The sequence below is a fragment of the Globicatella sp. HMSC072A10 genome (assembly GCF_001811625.1).
In the GTDB taxonomy this organism is placed as follows: domain Bacteria; phylum Bacillota; class Bacilli; order Lactobacillales; family Aerococcaceae; genus Globicatella; species Globicatella sanguinis.
In genome coordinates this window covers 35,841-54,010 of sequence record NZ_KV805729.1, presented here as the reverse complement: position 1 = coordinate 54,010, position 18,170 = coordinate 35,841, and the positions used below count along the sequence as shown (strand labels likewise).

16 protein-coding genes are annotated in these 18,170 nt (G+C 38.6%); 11 read left to right on the top strand and 5 right to left on the bottom strand.

Features of this window, described 5'->3' with window-relative positions:
- Nucleotides 1-109 precede the first annotated feature (109 nt).
- The 6 genes from HMPREF2811_RS06330 (at nucleotide 110) to upp (ending at nucleotide 5,615) form a co-directional block, all read left to right on the top strand.
- Nucleotides 110-682, top strand: a complete 573-nt coding sequence (locus HMPREF2811_RS06330; RefSeq protein ID WP_071408601.1) for a thymidine kinase — start codon at nucleotides 110-112, stop codon at nucleotides 680-682.
- 12 nt (nucleotides 683-694) lie between these two features.
- Entirely contained in the window at nucleotides 695-1,774 is a 1,080-nt protein-coding gene (gene prfA, locus HMPREF2811_RS06325; protein ID WP_071408600.1) for a peptide chain release factor 1, read from the top strand.
- Nucleotides 1,758-2,618 carry a peptide chain release factor N(5)-glutamine methyltransferase gene (prmC, locus tag HMPREF2811_RS06320; RefSeq protein ID WP_071408599.1) on the top strand — a complete coding sequence of 287 codons (861 nt, stop codon included), beginning with the start codon at nucleotides 1,758-1,760 and terminating at the stop codon, nucleotides 2,616-2,618. The genes prfA and prmC overlap by 17 nt, the downstream gene beginning before the upstream one ends.
- Before the next feature lie 4 nt (nucleotides 2,619-2,622).
- On the top strand, nucleotides 2,623-3,648 hold the full coding sequence (locus tag HMPREF2811_RS06315; RefSeq protein ID WP_071408598.1) for an L-threonylcarbamoyladenylate synthase: 1,026 nt from the start codon (nucleotides 2,623-2,625) through the stop codon (nucleotides 3,646-3,648).
- A 67-nt stretch (nucleotides 3,649-3,715) separates the two neighbouring features.
- Complete coding sequence (gene glyA / locus HMPREF2811_RS06310; protein WP_071408597.1) at nucleotides 3,716-4,942, top strand: serine hydroxymethyltransferase; 1,227 nt, start codon at nucleotides 3,716-3,718, stop codon at nucleotides 4,940-4,942.
- Between the two features lie 34 nt (nucleotides 4,943-4,976).
- Nucleotides 4,977-5,615: a uracil phosphoribosyltransferase gene (upp, locus tag HMPREF2811_RS06305; RefSeq protein WP_066124156.1), complete on the top strand. Its 639-nt coding sequence runs from the start codon at nucleotides 4,977-4,979 to the stop codon at nucleotides 5,613-5,615.
- A 605-nt stretch (nucleotides 5,616-6,220) separates the two neighbouring features.
- On the opposite strand, the gene HMPREF2811_RS06300 is transcribed toward upp, so the two are convergent.
- Nucleotides 6,221-6,898 carry a CpXC domain-containing protein gene (locus tag HMPREF2811_RS06300; RefSeq protein WP_071408596.1) on the bottom strand — a complete coding sequence of 226 codons (678 nt, stop codon included), beginning with the start codon at nucleotides 6,896-6,898 and terminating at the stop codon, nucleotides 6,221-6,223.
- Between the two features lie 159 nt (nucleotides 6,899-7,057).
- Between HMPREF2811_RS06300 and HMPREF2811_RS06295 the strand changes: the two genes are divergently transcribed.
- From HMPREF2811_RS06295 to HMPREF2811_RS06285, 3 genes are all read left to right on the top strand, one after another.
- The gene (locus HMPREF2811_RS06295; RefSeq protein ID WP_071408595.1) at nucleotides 7,058-7,615 is read left to right on the top strand and encodes a flavodoxin domain-containing protein; all 558 of its coding nucleotides are present in this window, start codon (nucleotides 7,058-7,060) and stop codon (nucleotides 7,613-7,615) included.
- A complete protein-coding gene (gene rpiA / locus HMPREF2811_RS06290) occupies nucleotides 7,612-8,295 on the top strand; it encodes a ribose-5-phosphate isomerase RpiA (protein ID WP_071408594.1) in 684 nt (227 codons plus the stop codon). The genes HMPREF2811_RS06295 and rpiA overlap by 4 nt, the downstream gene beginning before the upstream one ends.
- Nucleotides 8,296-8,381: 86 nt before the next feature.
- Nucleotides 8,382-9,686 (top strand): pyrimidine-nucleoside phosphorylase, encoded by a 1,305-nt coding sequence (locus tag HMPREF2811_RS06285; protein ID WP_071408593.1) that lies wholly within the window; start codon nucleotides 8,382-8,384, stop codon nucleotides 9,684-9,686.
- A 621-nt stretch (nucleotides 9,687-10,307) separates the two neighbouring features.
- Here HMPREF2811_RS06285 and fni read toward each other — a convergent pair.
- The 4 genes from fni to mvk form a co-directional block, all read right to left on the bottom strand.
- Nucleotides 10,308-11,387: a type 2 isopentenyl-diphosphate Delta-isomerase gene (gene fni / locus HMPREF2811_RS06280; RefSeq protein WP_071408592.1), complete on the bottom strand. Its 1,080-nt coding sequence runs from the start codon at nucleotides 11,385-11,387 to the stop codon at nucleotides 10,308-10,310.
- Nucleotides 11,388-11,422: 35 nt separating this feature from the next.
- A complete protein-coding gene (locus HMPREF2811_RS06275) occupies nucleotides 11,423-12,586 on the bottom strand; it encodes a phosphomevalonate kinase (protein ID WP_084802004.1) in 1,164 nt (387 codons plus the stop codon).
- 9 nt (nucleotides 12,587-12,595) lie between these two features.
- On the bottom strand, nucleotides 12,596-13,588 hold the full coding sequence (mvaD, locus tag HMPREF2811_RS06270; RefSeq protein WP_246829821.1) for a diphosphomevalonate decarboxylase: 993 nt from the start codon (nucleotides 13,586-13,588) through the stop codon (nucleotides 12,596-12,598).
- A gap of 84 nt (nucleotides 13,589-13,672) precedes the next feature.
- Entirely contained in the window at nucleotides 13,673-14,677 is a 1,005-nt protein-coding gene (gene mvk, locus HMPREF2811_RS06265; protein WP_246829820.1) for a mevalonate kinase, read from the bottom strand.
- Nucleotides 14,678-15,028: 351 nt separating this feature from the next.
- On the opposite strand from mvk, the gene coaA reads away from it, so the two are divergent.
- Both coaA and guaA read left to right on the top strand, forming a co-directional pair.
- Nucleotides 15,029-15,961: a type I pantothenate kinase gene (coaA, locus tag HMPREF2811_RS06260; protein ID WP_071408591.1), complete on the top strand. Its 933-nt coding sequence runs from the start codon at nucleotides 15,029-15,031 to the stop codon at nucleotides 15,959-15,961.
- A gap of 31 nt (nucleotides 15,962-15,992) precedes the next feature.
- On the top strand, nucleotides 15,993-17,534 hold the full coding sequence (guaA, locus tag HMPREF2811_RS06255) for a glutamine-hydrolyzing GMP synthase (protein WP_071408603.1): 1,542 nt from the start codon (nucleotides 15,993-15,995) through the stop codon (nucleotides 17,532-17,534).
- The last annotated feature ends 636 nt before the right edge of the window (nucleotides 17,535-18,170 follow it).

Genomic DNA, 18,170 nt, shown 5'->3' with positions numbered 1-18,170 from the left:
AGGAAAACCAACAATAATTTGACACTATCATTACTATCTTAGCAATTGACTAGAATGCTTTTTTCTTTTATTATGAATAGTTGAAAGTAGTAACGAGGAGGGCTTATTAATGGCACAATTCTTTTTCAAATATGGGGCGATGAATAGTGGGAAATCACTTGAGATTATTAAAGTAGCTCATAATTATGAAGAACAAAATAAACAGGTGGAAATTTTTACGAGCGCTCTAGATACTAGAACTTCTGTAGGAACAGTCGCTAGTCGGACCGGCTATCAGCGTCAAGCGATTCCGATTACGGATGACATGGATTTATTTGAAAGTATTAAAGCATTAGGACACCGCTATTGTATTTTAGTCGATGAAGCGCAATTTTTAACAAAGGAACATGTGTTACAATTAGCTCGTGTCGTAGATGAATTAGATATTCCAGTGATGGCATTTGGGTTAAAAAATGATTTTACGAATGAACTTTTCGAAGGTTCTAAGTATTTATTATTATATGCTGATAAAATTGAAGAAATTAAAACCATTTGTTGGTTCTGTCATAAAAAAGCCATGATGAACTTACGCTTTGTGGAGGGCAAACCCGTTTACGAAGGGGAACAAATTCAAATTGGCGGTAATGAATCATATTTACCTGTCTGCCGAAAATGTTATTTCCAACCAGGAGAGTTAAAATAGAAGGGGAATTTTATGTTTGAACAATTAGATACACTAATTTTTCGTTTTGAAGAAATATTAGAATTATTAAGTGACCCATCGGTTATTGCCGATACCAATCGTTTACGTGAATTAACAATCGAAGAAAGTGATTTACGTCCAAAAGTTGAAAAAATCCGTCGCTATAAGCAAGTAGAACAAGAATTAGCAGATACCGAAGAAATGTTAAATGAAAGCCTTGATGCAGAAATGGCCGAAATGGCTAAAATGGAACTAGCGGAATTAAAAGAAGAACGTGAAAACTTACAAGAAGAAATTAAAATTATGATGTTACCAGAAGATCCAAATGATGGCAAAAACATCATCATGGAAATTCGAGGTGCCGCTGGTGGTGACGAAGCACAATTATTCGCTGGTGACTTATTGAATATGTACACCAAATATGCCGATAGCCAAGGATGGAATGTGGAAGTCTTGGATGCGAATATTACCGGCATCGGTGGTTATAAAGAAGTATCCATTATGATTTCTGGTCATAAAGTATATAGTAAATTAAAATTCGAAAATGGTGCTCACCGTGTCCAACGTGTCCCAGAAACTGAATCTCAAGGACGGGTCCATACCTCTACTGCGACAGTCGTGGTGATGCCAGAAGTAGAGGATATTGATTTCGAATTAAATGAAAATGATATTCGAGTGGACATTTATCATGCCTCAGGTGCGGGTGGACAGCACGTTAACAAAACGGCCTCAGCTGTACGTTTAACGCATATTCCAACTAATACCGTAGTAGCGATGCAAGATGAACGTTCACAATTGAAAAACCGTGAAAAAGCAATGAAAGTATTGCGTGCTCGCGTCTTTGACCAAATACAATCAGAAGCTCAATCTGAAATTGATGCTTCGCGTAAGTTAGCAGTCGGAACAGGGGACCGTTCTGAACGTATTCGTACTTATAATTTCCCGCAAAACAGGGTGACCGATCACCGTATTGGTTTAACCATCCAACAATTAGATTCAATCTTAAATGGGAAATTAGACGAAATTATTGATAGCTTAGTCATGTATGACCAAACTCAAAAATTGGAGGAACTCAATGGTCCTAAGCTCTAAAATGACTTTAGCTGAAGCTCTCCAAAGGGCTTCAGTTTTTTTGCAAGAAAACGGCATTAAAGACAGTCCGATTAAAGATTATTGGCAACGGACATTTGATTGGAATTATACTCAATTAATATTAAACTTAAAAATGCCGCTTAATGATGAACAAGCGATGCGCTTTAACGAAGTGTTAAAACGAGTAGCCCAACACGAGCCGATTCAGTATATTTTAGGAAAAGCTGATTTTGTTGGTGAAACATACTATGTAACGCCTGACACCTTAATTCCACGAGAGGATACTTATGGTTTAATTGAAATGGGAAGTGCGTTTTTAAAGAAACATCCACAAGCCAAAGTGCTTGATATTGGAACGGGGAGTGGCATCATTGCGATTGAATTAGCTAAACAATTAGCGCCAAACCAAGTAACAGCGGTTGATATTTCGCCAGCAGCTTTAGCAGTAGCCCAGAAAAATGGTCAGCATCATCAAGTGCAAGTGGAGTGGCTTGAAAGTGATTTAATGTCTACTTTAAAGGGACGTCAATTTGATTTAATTGTTTCCAATCCACCCTATATTGCTGAAGATGAGTTAGCTTTAATGGATGAATCGGTTAAACGTTTTGAACCTGCTACAGCACTTTTTGCCGAGCAACAAGGTCTCGCTATTTATCAGCGACTAGCCGAATCATTGCCATCGTTTTTATCAATCAATGGCCAAATTTTGTTAGAAATAGGCTTTAAACAAGCCAGCGCTGTCCAAGCAATTTTTCGAAAATCATTTCCTAATGCCATCATAAGTGTTCATCAAGATTTAAATGGTTTAGATCGCTATATTAAAATCGATACTCAGAAGGGGTGAAGCAATGGAAACCAAAATTTATAAGAAAGAACAAATAAATGAAGCAGCTGCCCAATTAAAAGCTGGGCAATTAGTGGCTTTCCCAACGGAAACCGTATTTGGTTTGGGAGCCATCGCGACTAACGAAGCCGCCGTTAAAAGTGTCTTTGCAACTAAAGGTCGTCCGCAAGACAATCCCTTAATTGTGCATGTGAGTAGTATTGAACAAGTGGCAGAGTATGTGGCAGAAGTACCAGAAATTGCGGCACAATTAATGAAGCAATTTTGGCCGGGACCCTTGACGATTATTTTTCCACAAAAACCAGGCGTGTTAGCACAAAGTGTGACCCCTGGACAAGAAACCGTCGCTGTCAGAATGCCTGATAATCCAGAAGCTTTAGCCCTAATCAAGGCTACAGGTATTCCATTAGTCGGACCAAGTGCCAATAAATCAGGTAAACCAAGTCCAACTGCAGTGGAACATGTTTATCATGACTTTCAAGGGGAAATTGCGGGCATAGTCGAACCGAGCGAAAAGTTATTAGCTGTGGGCGTTGAATCGACGGTCGTATTGCCACGAGCGGGGGTCATCAACATTTTACGTCCAGGTGCGATTACGAAAGAAGATTTAACAGCATTAGGTTATCAAGTCGAAGAAAAAACAGCGGAGGAACAGTTAAAAGATACGAGCGTTTTGTCCCCTGGAGTTAAATACACGCATTATAGCCCTAAACAACCGGTTCATGTCTTAATAACGGATGATTCACGGCAATTCTTACAATATATTCAATATTTAGAACAACCAGTGGCCTTATTAGCAGATCAATCCGTCCTTGAAGCACTTAATGATGACCCACAGATAGTAGCAACTCATTCTTATGGCGCAAAAGGGGATTTAGTCTCAGCTACCCAACAATTATATGCCGGCTTAAGAGCCTTAGAACAAACAAGCGCACAGGTTATTGTCGCACAAGGCTTCCCAGATTCACCAGCCAGTCATGCGATGATGAATCGTTTGAGAAAAGCAGCCGATTTGGTTGAAAATTTTTGATAAAATGATGAAATGATAAGTGGCATCGACTTTAATCTATGATATAATATGTTGAAGAAACGGGGGTATGCAAATGATGAAAGATAGTATCGTTTTTGACTTAATTAATAAAGAAGCCAATCGCCAAAAAAATGGCATTGAGTTGATAGCATCAGAAAATTTTGTTTCTGATGAAGTCTTAAAGGCACAGGGCAGTATCTTAACCAATAAGTATGCAGAAGGTTATCCAGGACGTCGCTATTATGGTGGCTGTGAATATATTGATCAACTAGAACAACTAGCGATTGATCGTGTGAAAAAATTATTTGGTGCTGACTTTGCTAATGTGCAACCACATTCAGGTTCATCAGCCAACTTAGCGGTATATCGTGCTTTCCTGGAACCGGGTGACCGCGTATTAGGAATGGACTTAGCACAAGGTGGGCACTTAACCCATGGCTCACCCGTTAACTTTAGTGGACAATCTTATGAAATGTATAGCTATGGTGTCGACGAAACAGGTTATATTGACTATGATGCTTTAGAAAAGAAAGCTGTCGAATGCCAGCCAAAAATGATTATTGCAGGTGCCAGTGCATACTCAAGAGCAATTGATTTTGAACGTATCGGTCAAATTGCCAAAAAAGTAGGCGCGATTTATTTTGTGGATATGGCACATATTGCCGGATTGATAGCCGCAGGCTTACATCAAAATCCAGTACCATATGCGGATGTAGTCACCAGTACCACTCATAAAACATTACGTGGACCACGTGGTGGGATTATTTTAGGGAAAGCAGAACATGAAAAAGCGATTAATTCCGCTATTTTCCCAGGAACCCAAGGTGGACCATTGGAACATGTGATTGCAGCCAAAGCAGTCGCTTTCGGTGAAGCCTTAGATCCATCATTTAAAGAATATGCCGCACAAGTGATTAAAAACACGCAAGCAATGGCAAAAGTATTCAGTCAAAGCGAATTAAAAGTCATTTCAGGTGGCACGGATAATCATCTCTTCTTAGTAGATGTGACGCCATTGGGAATTACAGGCAAATGGGCCCAAGAACGTTTAGATAAAGTGGGTATCACCGTTAATAAAAACTCAATTCCAAATGACACTCAATCATTTGTTCAAACAAGTGGTATACGTATTGGTGCCGCAGCTATTACGACCCGTGGCGCAAAAGAAGCAGACGCGATTCAGATTGCAGAAATGATGCTCGCAGCATTAAAAGCAGATGAATCAGAATTACCAACATTACATGATCAGGTCATCGAGTTTGTTAAAGATTGGCCGATGTTTGCTTGGGCATAAAAATTATATTAGCGAAAAATAAGGAGGAATTATTTTGGCAAAATTTCAAGTAGTAGATCATCCACTCATTCAACATAAATTAACAATTATTCGTGATAAAAATACTTCAACGAAACAATTTCGTGAGGTGACTAACGAAATCGCGATGTTAATGGCGTATGAAATTACCCGTGATTTACCATTAGAAGACGTAGAAATCGAAACCCCATTAGTAAAATCAGTTCAAAAACAAATTGCTGGTAAAAAATTAGCAATTATCCCAATTTTACGTGCTGGTTTAGGAATGGTGGATGGCATGGTAGACTTAATTCCAGCCGCTAGAATTGGTCATATTGGTTTATACCGTGATGAAGATACTTTAGAAGCAGTCGAATATTTTGCTAAATTCCCTCAAGATATTAGTGAACGTCGTCTATTTGTTGTTGACCCAATGTTAGCAACCGGTAGTTCAGCGATTGCGGCCCTCGATTTATTAACTAGCAAATACAATGTGCAACCAGAAAATATTACCTTTGTCTGTCTAGTTTCTGCTCCAGAAGGTGTTAAAGCCTTCCAAGAAGCTTATCCAGATGTGGACTTATACACGGCTGCCTTAGATGAACGCTTAAACGAACATGGTTATATCTTACCAGGTTTAGGTGATGCTGGTGACCGAATCTTTGGGACCAAATAATAAATATTAAAAACCTTGTCAGGTGCAATCTGAAACCCCGCAGTTAGCTTTGTCTAACTAAAAATTTTGGGTATTCACTTAAGAAATTGCACTGAACAAGGTTTTTCTTTTTGAAAATAATGTTTAAAACGGATTGACCAAACTGTATTGATTGAAAATAAGGCTAAAACGGATTGGCCAATTTATATGGAGTGAAAATAATGTTTAACACGGATTGGCCAATTTGCAGTAATTGAAAATAAGGCTAGAACGGATTGGCTCAATCTGTACTAATCCTTTGCATTCGTGTCCGTATTGCTGGATATTGTACCAAATTAGCCAAACGCTAATGATACTAAAACCCATTACGACATGATGTTTTTAAGCTTGTCCATTAGAGAAGTGGCAGGGCATCAAATTGAATCATAATGATCAGTGAAGAAAACGAAAAATGGGAGTAGGCGAGAAGTCGAAAATCGGATGTTTTTCACTTCGTCTGCCTACCCCCACATAATATGAGCCCCTTCAACCATTGCACTATCAATCAATTAGATGAAACCATAGGAAGTTTCAATAGTTTTTCTGAGCTCACTTTTTTAATGATTTGTTTCAGAAAAGAACAGTGCTTAATCTTCTGGTAAGATAAAGCCTTCCGGTTCTTTATTTTGTAAAATATTTTCTGCCCATGCATGATTAATAATGCGGAAATGACCTTTAGTATTTTGTTTCAGTGCGCGTTTGAATTTATCGCGAATGAAGGTCAGTAATCGTTCGTGGCAATCGACCATCATTTGGTTAGTATCCGTTACATATAAAAACTTCGGTTGCCCTTCTTGATTGAGGAAGAAGTAACGATTTTTCACTTGAGCAGTAGGATTTTCTTTGGCGAATAACCCATCGGTTAACATTTTAACCATCTCAATTTCAGTATCTTTAAAGCCATAATCATAAATTTGCACTTTTTCCATTAAATCGGCCATGTTTAACATAATACGCATTTCATAATCATCGACTGAAACAGGGAAGCTATTAATTAAATCGTTTAATTGTGCTTGAATCGCTTCACGTTGTTCATTATATTGCGGCGCAACATGGAACAGTAATTTCTTGTCTGGGTCATGATATAAAAATTGAGATGAAATATGACGCTTAGCGCCACAATGCTCGCATTCAAATAATAATAAAGTACCGTCTAATAATTTTTCTTTTAAATCAGGGTTTAAACGGGTGTTAATGGCGATATCGAATTGTCTTTCTATTTCATGATGACAAACGGGACATTTAAATTTCATTTTTGGTGCCATAAACTCTCTCCTTTTTTGTAAGTTAATATCATTATAACAGAAATTAGTTAATACCTAAACGATTTTAAAAAAATTGATAGAATACTAGCTTTTAGAAACAATCTGCTATATGATATAATGGTAAACGTGAAAGTATTTTCAAAACAGAGGTGATAATGGATGGAGATAATCGTGATTCATAGTTCTCGTTACGGTTCGACTGAAAAATATGCAATTGAAATTTCAAAAAAATTACACTGCCCGGTGGTGGATAGTGCTCAAGTTTCGGTTGAAGACTTGGCTTGTTATGACATTATTATCTTAGGTTCTTGCTTATTGGAAGGTCAATTATCTGACGCAACCATATATGAACAATGGGTTAAACAATATCCCGATAAACATTGGGCTTTATTTACAGTGGGATTATCTAATCCTAAGTTAACCGACTTTAAAGACATATTGGACAATAACTTTGAAGATTCAACCATTGAAAAGGTCGAACTATTCCATTATCGTGGAGCGATTCAATTTAAACGCTTACTGTTAATGGAGAGTCTAGTATCAAAAGTAAAACAAAAGCGTTTGGCATCGATTGATTATGTACCATTAGATGATGAAAATGAAAGATTACTGCGTAAATATGGTACGACTTATGATTTTACAGACAAGGAAAATACTATTTTATTAATTGATTGGGCACATAAAATCTTAAGAAATGAAAAGGAGCTTGAGGAATGAATCCAAAGGAATTAGTCGGACGCAAAGCAGCGGAATATGTTCAAGATGGGATGGTAGTAGGCTTAGGAACAGGATCAACGGCCTACTGGTTTGTTGATGAAGTGGGACAAAGAGTTAAAAACGGTGAATTGCCAAATATTGTGGGCGTTCCTACTTCCAAACAAACAGAAATACAAGCACGAGAATTAGGTATTCCGCTAGCACAATTGGATGAAGTTAATTCCATCGATTTATTAGTGGACGGCGCAGATGAATGTTTACGTTCGATGTCAGGTATTAAAGGTGGTGGCGGTGCCCACTTAATTGAGAAAATTGTCGCTGAAAATAGTCATGAGATTATCTGGATTGTAACAGAAGAAAAGGTCGTCGATTATTTAGGTGCCTTTCCTTTACCAGTAGAAGTAATTCAAACAGGCAGTTGGAACATCTTTAGAGCTTTTGAAAATGCTGGCATGAACCCATCTTTCCGTAAAAAGGGTAAAGATTCATTATTTGTGACCGACTCAGGTAACTATATCATTGATTTACACTTAGGCAGAATCGATCAACCGCAACAAGTTGCCCACGAGTTAAAATCGATGGTGGGGGTTGTTGAACATGGATTATTCATTAACTATCCTAATCGTATTTTAGTAGCAAAAAATGATGGTACGGTTGAAGTGATTGAAGGTCAACAATAAGAGTTAATGGCAGATTTAAAGTGTATTAGGAGCAATCAATAAAGCCTAATACCACTAGATAAGTTGAAGATAAGGACGTGAATAAAATGAGAATGGTTGAATTAATTGAAAAAAAACAAGCAGGACAAGCTTTAACAGAAGCTGAAATTCGCTTTATTATTGAAGGCTTTACTGATGGACGTATCCCCGATTACCAAATGAGTGCCTTTGCGATGGCCATTTATTTTAAAGGCATGACCGAGGAAGAAGCCAGTTATTTAACAATGGCCATGGCTGAAAGTGGCGACCAAATTGATTTGTCTGCCATTGAAGGCGTCAAAGTTGATAAACATTCTACCGGGGGTGTTGGCGATACCACGACCTTGGTTTTAGCACCATTAGTGGCTTCATGTGGCGTGCCTGTGGCAAAAATGAGTGGACGTGGATTAGGACATACAGGTGGAACTGTCGATAAATTCGAAGCTATTGAAGGCTTTCGTTATGAAATTCCAATCGAAGAATTTATTGACTTGGTAAATCAACATAAAGTAGCCGTTGTCGGACAATCAGGTAATTTAACGCCAGCGGATAAAAAATTATATGCTTTACGTGATGTGACCGGAACCGTTCAATCGATTCCCTTAATTGCCAGCTCCATCATGAGTAAAAAGATTGCGGCAGGTGCCGATGCGATTGTTTTGGACGTCAAAGTCGGTGAAGGGGCCTTTATGAAGACTGTTGAAGAAGCAGAACAATTAGCGCGAACTATGGTGAAAATCGGGAATCAAGTTGGCCGTAAAACCTTAGCAGTGATTTCGAATATGAATGAACCTTTAGGTTATGCGATTGGTAATGCCTTAGAAGTGGAAGAAGCAATTCAAACCTTAAAAGGAGAAGGACCGGCTGATTTAGTAGAATTATGTTTAGTTTTAGGGGCGCAAATGTTGATGGCGGCTAATAAAGTATCAACATTAGAAGAAGGTAAAGAGATGTTACAAACTCAAATTGAGAATGGACAAGCTTTAGCAACCTTTAAACAATTTATCAAGCATCAAGGTGGCAATGAAAAGATTGCTGACGATGTTACCTTATTACCGCAAGCTCAATATAAGATTGAGTTGCCAGCTTTAACAGACGGTGTAGTAAGCAATTGGGTCGCGAATAAAGTGGGCGAAGCAGCAATGGTTTTAGGTGCTGGTCGTGAAACGAAAGAAGATACGATTGATCCAGCTGTTGGCTTAATTTTACATAAAAAAGTAGGCGACAAAGTACAAAAAGGCGATGCCTTATTAACGATTTATAGTAATAGAGAAGACGTTGAAGAAGTTAAACAACGTTTGTATGATGCGGTAACGATTAGTGATTCTGCTAAAAAAGAACCGCTCATCTACGAAGTGATAACCGAAGCTTAATAAATAATCAGTGCTGAAAGACGAGTGTGTGAAGTCTTTCAGCTTTTTTTGATGTGAAATTTGACATTCAGGATGTTTTGATAGAAATTGATTTTTTAATGAATAGGATTCACTAAAGAGATGATTGGAGTTCGCTTAGAAAAAGGACTGTGTTTTTAGTCTTAAACCAAAAATATTTGTCAGACTGTTCATTTTGAACAGGTTTTGAGACGTTTTCAAAAAAAAAAAATTTTTTGGCGAAAAACGATGTTTTTTAACAAGATTTTAGCTAAAATGTGTTAATTTTGAACAGGTATTAATAATAGTTTACAAAGGGGTGTGAGAGTAGTGGCAAGAGGCTGGACATATACATTTGATATTGATTTATTCATTGTGCAGTATTTGAGTGACCCAGACTTCTAGATGCTAGACAGACGGAGCGAAAAGCATTCATTTTCTACTTCTGTATCACTCCTAACTTTTCGGTTATAGACAAACAAAGTGAACTAAAGATGATTTTCTAGCTCTAGTCCACTCCAAAGTTCATTTGAACCAGAAGTAGAAAGGTGCGCCCAGAATCAAATAAAAAACAATATCCATTATTAGACAATTGTTGCTAACAAAGGATATTGTAGTGATAATTTATTGTTGACGATTACCAAAATGTCGCCATTCAATTTGGCGAGCATCGGCCCAGTCCCGCAGGTCAGATGGTAATATTAAATTAATCTGGTGTAAATCTTTAACAGATTTGGCATTTAGCATTAACATTAAATGTTGAATGGCTTCTTTCCAATTTTCAATCATTTCAACGGACTGCTCAACGCCTTGTTCATGAACCATCTGCAAGAAACGACCGGATAAGCCAACGGCATTGGCTCCTAAGGCTAAAGCTTTAACGATGTCTAAGTAATCGGTAATCCCGCCACTAGCTAAGATCGTGGTTTGATTTAAGAAAGGTTGTGCTTCTAGTAATGATTCAGGGGTGGTTTGTCCCCAGCCGGCAATGGCCTGATAATCTAATTTTTCGCGGCGTTCATTTTCAATTTGGATAAAGTTTGTCCCACCACGTCCACTGACATCAATATCTTTAACACCTAATTGAATTAAATGTTGAATCGTTTCGCGACTCATTCCAAAGCCAACTTCTTTAACGATAACCGGAACGGGCAACTCGCGTACGATGGTTTCAATGTTTTTAGACCAGCTCGTAAAGTCACGATCACCTTCTGGCATCACAATTTCTTGAGGAACATTCAGATGAATTTGCAAGGCATTGGCTTCTAATAAATCGACCGCTCGTTTAGCATTTTCAAGGTCATGATGAGCTCCAAGATTGGCCATCACAAAACCGTTGGGATTGACTTTACGCACGATAGTAAAGCTATCACGGACGGATTCGTCACTTAAAGCCCCACTGACAGAACCCGTCGCCATTGCTAAACCGGTTGCGGCAGCTACGCGACCAAGTGCTTCATTGTATTGTTTGGTTTTAGCCGATCCACCGGTCATGCCATTAATATAAAAGGGTGATTGATGAATGGCATCAGCCCAATGAGTTGTCAGTTGAATTTGATCTAAGGTTAACGGGGCAAAAGACTGATGAACAAAGCGGATGCCTTCAAAGGCTGAAATTTTCTTTTGTGATTGTTGTTCTAACGCATATTTTACATGGTCATCTTTACGTTTTTGTGAAAATGATGGTAATTGAGATTGAAACATGATAGCTCCTTTCATATGGATAAAAATTCGTTGATTTATTCACTCTCCTGGAAAGGCTGGGTAACCTGATAAGGGAGCGGTATGATATGAGCGACTTTCCAACTGTTTAATAGTTCTTGACGATTTAAATGAGAAGAACCAATCGCGATGCCACAATCGCCACCACCGGCACCAGATGATTTTGCTTCATATTGATGCGATTGGGCGATTTCAATTAAACGAGTTAAATGGTGGGTTTCAAGTGGCAGTTGCCAATGTTGGGTCATCTTTCTTAATAATTGACGCGCTTTGGCAATGCCTTTTTGAATGAGAACCACATCGCCCTTTTCTAAATCTTGGGCTAATTGTTGCACAGTCGACTGACTATTGGCTAGGAATTGTTGATAGATGTCACTTTCAGTATCGCGATGTTGTTGGTAACGATGGACTAATTCATCCGTCGAAGCCGGTGCGTCCGTCCAGCCAATCACCAAGTCAACAGAGTGAGGGACCGTTAAATGGCGAATTGCTAACTGAGGCCAATCTTTAGCTAGTAATTGGATTAAAGAAGGTGTTGCTGCAATTTGTTCGGCTAGCCATCGACGATCTGGGGATTGATAATAAATCCAACCACCATAAGCACTGGCAGCCAGATCACCAAAACTTCCCTTTGTCGAAACCTTTAATGAAGCAATTGCTGCTAATTTATAGATAATCAATGGATGGACTGAGTAACCATAGAAACATAATAATGCCCGAATCGTACTGACAGTGACGGCACCACTAGAGCCTAAACCATATTTATGACCATTTTCAGCTTCCAAATCGGTTTCATATTGAATATGATAATTTTGTAAAGGGCGATTTAATTCCACTAATAAGCGTTCAACGGTTTCAATAGCACTTAAAACATAAGCCCAACGTTTCGGCCACATTGTAGCAGGCATTAAACCGGGTTGGCTATGAGTGGAACGAGTATAGTTGAAAGGCTCATTTTGAATGGTTGTTGATTGTAAAGTTCCTGACAAATGATTACTAGATAAACTGACTGTACAAGACAAGTAAGCGTCTAATGCCACTAGGATGGCAGCTTGACCCGGTTCTAAAATCGCATATTCCCCAGCGATATAGAGTTTTCCTGGGGTGGAGACTGTTTGCGTGACAAAAGCCTGCTCACTCTCTATCTTTAATGTTTCTAATAATATGTCTTTATAAGGCATTTGAATCTCCTAATCGATTGGTAATGGGCGCGGTGCCTCACCTGGATAAGCTTTGATGAGCTGTTCGGGTTTAAAATGAGTTAATAATTGTTTAGATAAGGCGTCGATTTCACTTTTACGACATAAGACTTTTACATTTGGACCGGCATCCATGGTAGCGTAACATTCAAAACGTAAGTCCTCACGTAACGATTGCACAGCTTGTAAAGCGGTGATAGAAGCAGGTGCCCAATAAGTAAGCGAAGGATTGGCAGCAATCGTGGTAGCATGCATTTTCATCGCATTATGTTCAGTGACTTCACCTAAAGTTTTAAAATCTTTATCCTTGATAGCTTGTTTAATAAGGGCTAAGTCTTTTTCAACTTCTTGTGGCCATAAAGCAAAAAAAGGAGAAGTTTGAATGGTATGTTCCATACCGACACGACTACTAATTTGTTTCTTTTGATCATTGATCACAATGACTAACATCGCAATATCCCAGTCAGCATCCGCAATCTGTTCTGCATAACTTGAATCGGAGTTATCGCCTTCACCTTTATGCCATTCAACAAATCCACCAAATAAACTACGACTCGCACTACCAGAACCTTGACGAGCTAAAGTGGAAAGCGTCCGTTGATCTAAATTAAGATTAAAAGCTTGATTAAGTGCACAAGCTAAGGCACTAAAAGCACTGGCAGAAGATGCTAGACCCGCAGCAGTAGGGACATGGTTGACACTTTCAATATGAACATGCTCTTGGCTTCCCGCTAGTTTGCGGAATAAATCGACAAATTTTGATACCTTTTGAGTGTCAGTATAACTTTGGGCGACGTCATCCAAAGTAAAATAATCTTGAGATAAATTTGAATCGACCGTAACCTTCGTATCGGTATAAAAAGCATCTAAGGTTAATGATAAACTACTGGTCATCGGTAAAAATAATTCTTTATTGCGTTTTCCCCAATATTTGATTAAGGCAATATTGGTATTGGCGCGATAATAACCTATTTTCTTAGACAAAAGAATTCCTCCTTTATTAAAAAAATGCAGACCTTTAATTGTACGCACGAACACACTAACCAAAAGTCTACAAATCTATTCTTATTAACTTTCTAAATTTAAATACCACGTTTGAACAGCCCCGGCTTCACGCATGGCACGGGCAATTTTACGGGCCATTTGTTTCGATTCTGCTAAGGCGATTAAACAGCCTCCGCGTCCACTACCGGTTAGTTTTGCACCTAAAGCACCAGCCATCCAAGCGGCATTGACGATTTTATCGATATGGGTATTCGAGACCCCTAATTGGTTAAGGTAATAATGATTATAAGTCATTAAACGTCCTAATTCGATAACATTTTTCTGAGCAATCATTTGATAAGCCTGATGAACAAATTGTCCAATCGCTTTCATTGAATCATCAACAAATAGTGGTTTACGTTTACGTAACTCTGCGACATGTTGGACCGCTGAACGTGTTTGACCTGCTTGACCACTATCGGCCACGATTAAATAGGCTGGAAGATTTAATTCAAAATGATGGGGAGCTAAACTCTTGCGATAAATGATTGGTTGAGCAGTACTGGTCATTAAAGTATCAATCCCACTGGTTGATTGATGAGCGATTACTTCCGCTTGGTTAACTATAAATTGTAATTGGTAATCTGATAATTCAACTTTGAATAAATCAGCAATCGCTCTAACCACTGAAACCGATACTGCAGCGGATGAGCCCATCCCACGCTCTTGCGGGATGTCACTGATGATTTTAATCGATAAAGACGGTTGTCCTAATTCAAAAGTTTCTAATGTTAATTCGATCGCTTTGACAATATTTAATAAAATGCTAGGAGCCATTGAAATATCTCCAACAAAATATTGGCAATCTAGTTCTATATAATCACGATCAGAATGACGTGCAGTTGTATTCACTTTTACGGCAGGAAAAGGCAACGCAATAGCAGGATAATCATACACCACCGCATGTTCACCCATTAAGATAATTTTACTATGAGCGGTACCAACTCCGACTTCGCGTGAGTCTTGATCATGCAGAGGGGCTTGACTTTCCTTTATCGACTCAGACGATTCGAATTGCTCGATTGACACCGAAAAACCTCCTAAATTTAAGCGTCTGGTCAGAATTAAATCAACTTTCCAAAGCTTATAGTATTTATTTTAAGTGTAGTACTTGAATGATATCAAACGCATCCGATGGAAAGGGTTGATATCGATTGATTGAGAGGGTACGGGGTAGCCATTGAAAAAAGCTTATTTTCGAGTTCTGCCCCACTCTCAATATAATAACGATAAATTTCTAAAAAAGCGATAAAAAATAACCATTTTTTTGAGAAAGATTAAATATTTTATGTTACAATGGAAAAGCAAGTGCTTATCGATTGTATTTTGACATTGATAACATTAAGATTATAACAAAATATGAAGAAAAAGGAAAATCGAATGAAGTCACCACTATTTCAAAACTTTACTCGGGCAGAATGGCAACAATTACATCAAAATGGGCCATCCGTATATACAATTGAACGATTGTCTGACTTGGTATCATTGAATGACCGCTTATCACAAAAAGATGTGAAAGAGGTCTATGGTCCATTAGTAGATTATATTGATATGGTTTACCAAAATCAAGTTCGTCTTTTGAAGGAAAAACGTGCCTTTTTAGTCTCAAAAGAACCTGTTCGCAAAACCTTGCCACCTTTCATTATTGGTATTTGTGGGAGTGTGGCTGTGGGAAAAAGTACCACAGCACGAGTTTTAACCCAATTGTTAGAACAGTTCTATCCAGATTTAACGATTAACTATATGACAACAGACGGATTTTTGTATCCTAACGCTGAATTGGAACGTCGCAATCTGATGTCGCGTAAAGGATTCCCTGAAAGCTATAATATGCAATTATTATTAGACTTTATTAAACAGGTAAAAGTTAGTGATGAACCCGTCCAATATCCCATCTATTCACATTATATTTATGATATCGTGGAAGGGGAATATGAACTGATTCAAAATTCTGATATTTTGATTATTGAAGGAATCAATGTTCTACAATTACCACAAAATCAAGAAATCTATGTCAGTGATTTTTTTGATTTATCAATTTATGTTGATGCGAAGCAAGAGTTAATTCGTCAATGGTATATTGAACGATTTGATATGTTAATGGATTTAGCGCAACAAGAACCGGACAATTACTATCATGAGATGAGTAAATGGCCACGCAATCAAGCTCACGAATACGCTAAGAAAGTATGGCGTGAGGTAAACTTAGTCAATCTTAACGAACACATTTTACCAACAAGAGACCGTGCTGATGTGGTTATTCACAAGACTACTAATCACTATGTTGATAAAATTGCTGTACGAAAATATTAATTAATTTGGAGGGAAAATTGTGACACAAACAATGACAGAAATGGAAAAGATTGTTGTTTTGGACTTTGGGAGCCAATACAATCAGTTAATCACACGACGTTTACGTGAATTTGGCGTATTTAGTGAATTATTACCTAATGATACCACTGCTGAAGAAATTAAAGCAGAGGGTAATGTTATCGGGGTAATTTTTTCAGGTGGACCGCATAGCGTATACGCAGAAGATGCTTTTACCGTTGATAAAGCTATTTTTGATTTAGGTATTCCAGTACTAGGAATTTGTTACGGTATGCAACTGACGACCCATTTATATGGAGGAAAAGTTGAACCGGGTACTAAAAAGGAATACGGAACAGCTGCCATTGAGGTGAAAAATACAGAAACAGGCTTATTTGCTGGTTTAAGTGAATCAGAAAATGTCTTAATGAGTCATGGTGACTTAATTACCCAAATACCTGAAGGATTTACAGTTACCGCATGCAATAGCCAAACCCCATTTGCTGCCTTTGAAAATGAAGAACGCCAAATTTATGGCGTACAGTTCCATCCAGAAGTACGTCACAGTATCCATGGTAATGAAATGTTGCGTAATTTCGCCTTCAATATTTGTGAGGCTAAAGGCGATTGGTCGATGGAAAACTTCATTGAGATTGAAATTGCGAAAATTAGAGAACGAGTGGGTGACCGCAAAGTCTTATTAGGCTTATCTGGAGGCGTAGACTCCTCAGTTGTAGGTGTCCTATTACAAAAAGCCATTGGCGATCAATTAACCTGTATTTTTGTTGACCACGGTTTATTACGTAAAGGCGAAGGCGACCAAGTAATGGAAGCTTTAGGTGGAAAATTTGGCTTAAATATTATTCGTGTCAATGCCAAAGATCGCTTCTTGAATAAATTAGCAGGCGTTAGTGACCCAGAACAAAAACGTAAAATTATCGGTAATGAATTTGTCTATGTCTTTGATGACGAAGCGTCTAAATTACAAGGAGTAGACTTCTTAGCACAAGGAACTTTATATACCGATATTATTGAATCAGGTACAAAAACTGCCCAAACCATTAAATCACACCATAATGTCGGAGGCTTACCAGAAGACATGCAATTTGAATTAATCGAACCATTGAATACTTTATTCAAAGATGAAGTTCGTGCATTAGGAACAGCTCTAGGCATGCCAGATTCCATTGTATGGCGTCAACCATTCCCAGGACCAGGATTAGGAATCCGTGTCTTAGGTGAAATTACGGAAGATAAATTAGAAATCGTTCGCGAATCTGATGCTATCCTACGTGAAGAAATCGCCAAAGCAGGCTTAGATCGCGATGTATGGCAATACTTTACAGTCTTACCAGGCATCCGCAGTGTCGGCGTAATGGGTGATGGCAGAACCTATGATTATACAATTGGTATCCGTGCTGTCACTTCAATTGATGGTATGACTAGTGATTTTGCACGCATCCCATGGGAAGTATTACAAGTCATTAGTGCCCGTATCGTCAATGAAGTAGGCCACGTCAACCGCGTAGTTTACGATATTACGAGCAAACCACCAGCAACAATTGAATGGGAGTAACAATAATCACAAGTGATTATTGTTACGTCCGTCCAACGATTGCCGAGCCGTTGGGCGAAAGCAGAGTTGATGACGGCCCATCTGCGTATCAAGAACAAGCAATGCGACGAATAGGAGCATTGCGCGGCTTGATGAGAAGAATGGGAATAGTCCCCAGCGATTTTCAAGATAAAGTCGAAGAAAGAGCAGTTGGACTACCCCGGCAAGGTTATCCCACGCATGAGGAACTGATGTGACGAAATGAGTGGCTGATAACTACTGCCAGAATCCTTAAGGTCAGTATTCAGAAAATTAAAGTGCGGAGGCGGAAGTTAAATTATTTCTACGTCCGTCCAACGATTTCCGAGCCGTAAGGCGAAAGCAGAGTTGATGACGGCCCATCTGCGTATCAAGAACAAGCAATGCGACGAAGAGGAACATTGCGCGGCTTGATGAGAAGAATGGGAATAATACCAAAACACCCTACAAAGCTTGATATTGATGTGCCCCCCGAAAGTTAGAGTTAGAAACTAACTTTAAGGGGGGTATTTTATTATTTTGAGTTTTGTAGACGCCAATTGTGGAGACCACAAAACAAGCAATTAACGCTTAATCAATATAAAAATGTTTTGTAGACGCCAATTGTGGAGACCACAA

What these genes read in the sequence shown, in the direction of transcription:
- fni (WP_071408592.1), bottom strand. Translation starts at nt 11,387, where the DNA reads ATGTTTCAATCTCAATTACCATCATTTTCACAAAAACGTAAAGATGAC.
- HMPREF2811_RS06295 (WP_071408595.1), top strand. Translation starts at nt 7,058, where the DNA reads ATGGAGATAATCGTGATTCATAGTTCTCGTTACGGTTCGACTGAAAAA.
- HMPREF2811_RS06300 (WP_071408596.1), bottom strand. Translation starts at nt 6,898, where the DNA reads ATGGCACCAAAAATGAAATTTAAATGTCCCGTTTGTCATCATGAAATA.
- HMPREF2811_RS06275 (WP_084802004.1), bottom strand. Translation starts at nt 12,586, where the DNA reads ATGCCTTATAAAGACATATTATTAGAAACATTAAAGATAGAGAGTGAG.
- glyA (WP_071408597.1), top strand. Translation starts at nt 3,716, where the DNA reads ATGCAAATGATGAAAGATAGTATCGTTTTTGACTTAATTAATAAAGAA.
- guaA (WP_071408603.1), top strand. Translation starts at nt 15,993, where the DNA reads ATGACAGAAATGGAAAAGATTGTTGTTTTGGACTTTGGGAGCCAATAC.
- HMPREF2811_RS06285 (WP_071408593.1), top strand. Translation starts at nt 8,382, where the DNA reads ATGAGAATGGTTGAATTAATTGAAAAAAAACAAGCAGGACAAGCTTTA.
- prmC (WP_071408599.1), top strand. Translation starts at nt 1,758, where the DNA reads ATGGTCCTAAGCTCTAAAATGACTTTAGCTGAAGCTCTCCAAAGGGCT.
- coaA (WP_071408591.1), top strand. Translation starts at nt 15,029, where the DNA reads ATGAAGTCACCACTATTTCAAAACTTTACTCGGGCAGAATGGCAACAA.
- rpiA (WP_071408594.1), top strand. Translation starts at nt 7,612, where the DNA reads ATGAATCCAAAGGAATTAGTCGGACGCAAAGCAGCGGAATATGTTCAA.
- HMPREF2811_RS06315 (WP_071408598.1), top strand. Translation starts at nt 2,623, where the DNA reads ATGGAAACCAAAATTTATAAGAAAGAACAAATAAATGAAGCAGCTGCC.
- HMPREF2811_RS06330 (WP_071408601.1), top strand. Translation starts at nt 110, where the DNA reads ATGGCACAATTCTTTTTCAAATATGGGGCGATGAATAGTGGGAAATCA.
- prfA (WP_071408600.1), top strand. Translation starts at nt 695, where the DNA reads ATGTTTGAACAATTAGATACACTAATTTTTCGTTTTGAAGAAATATTA.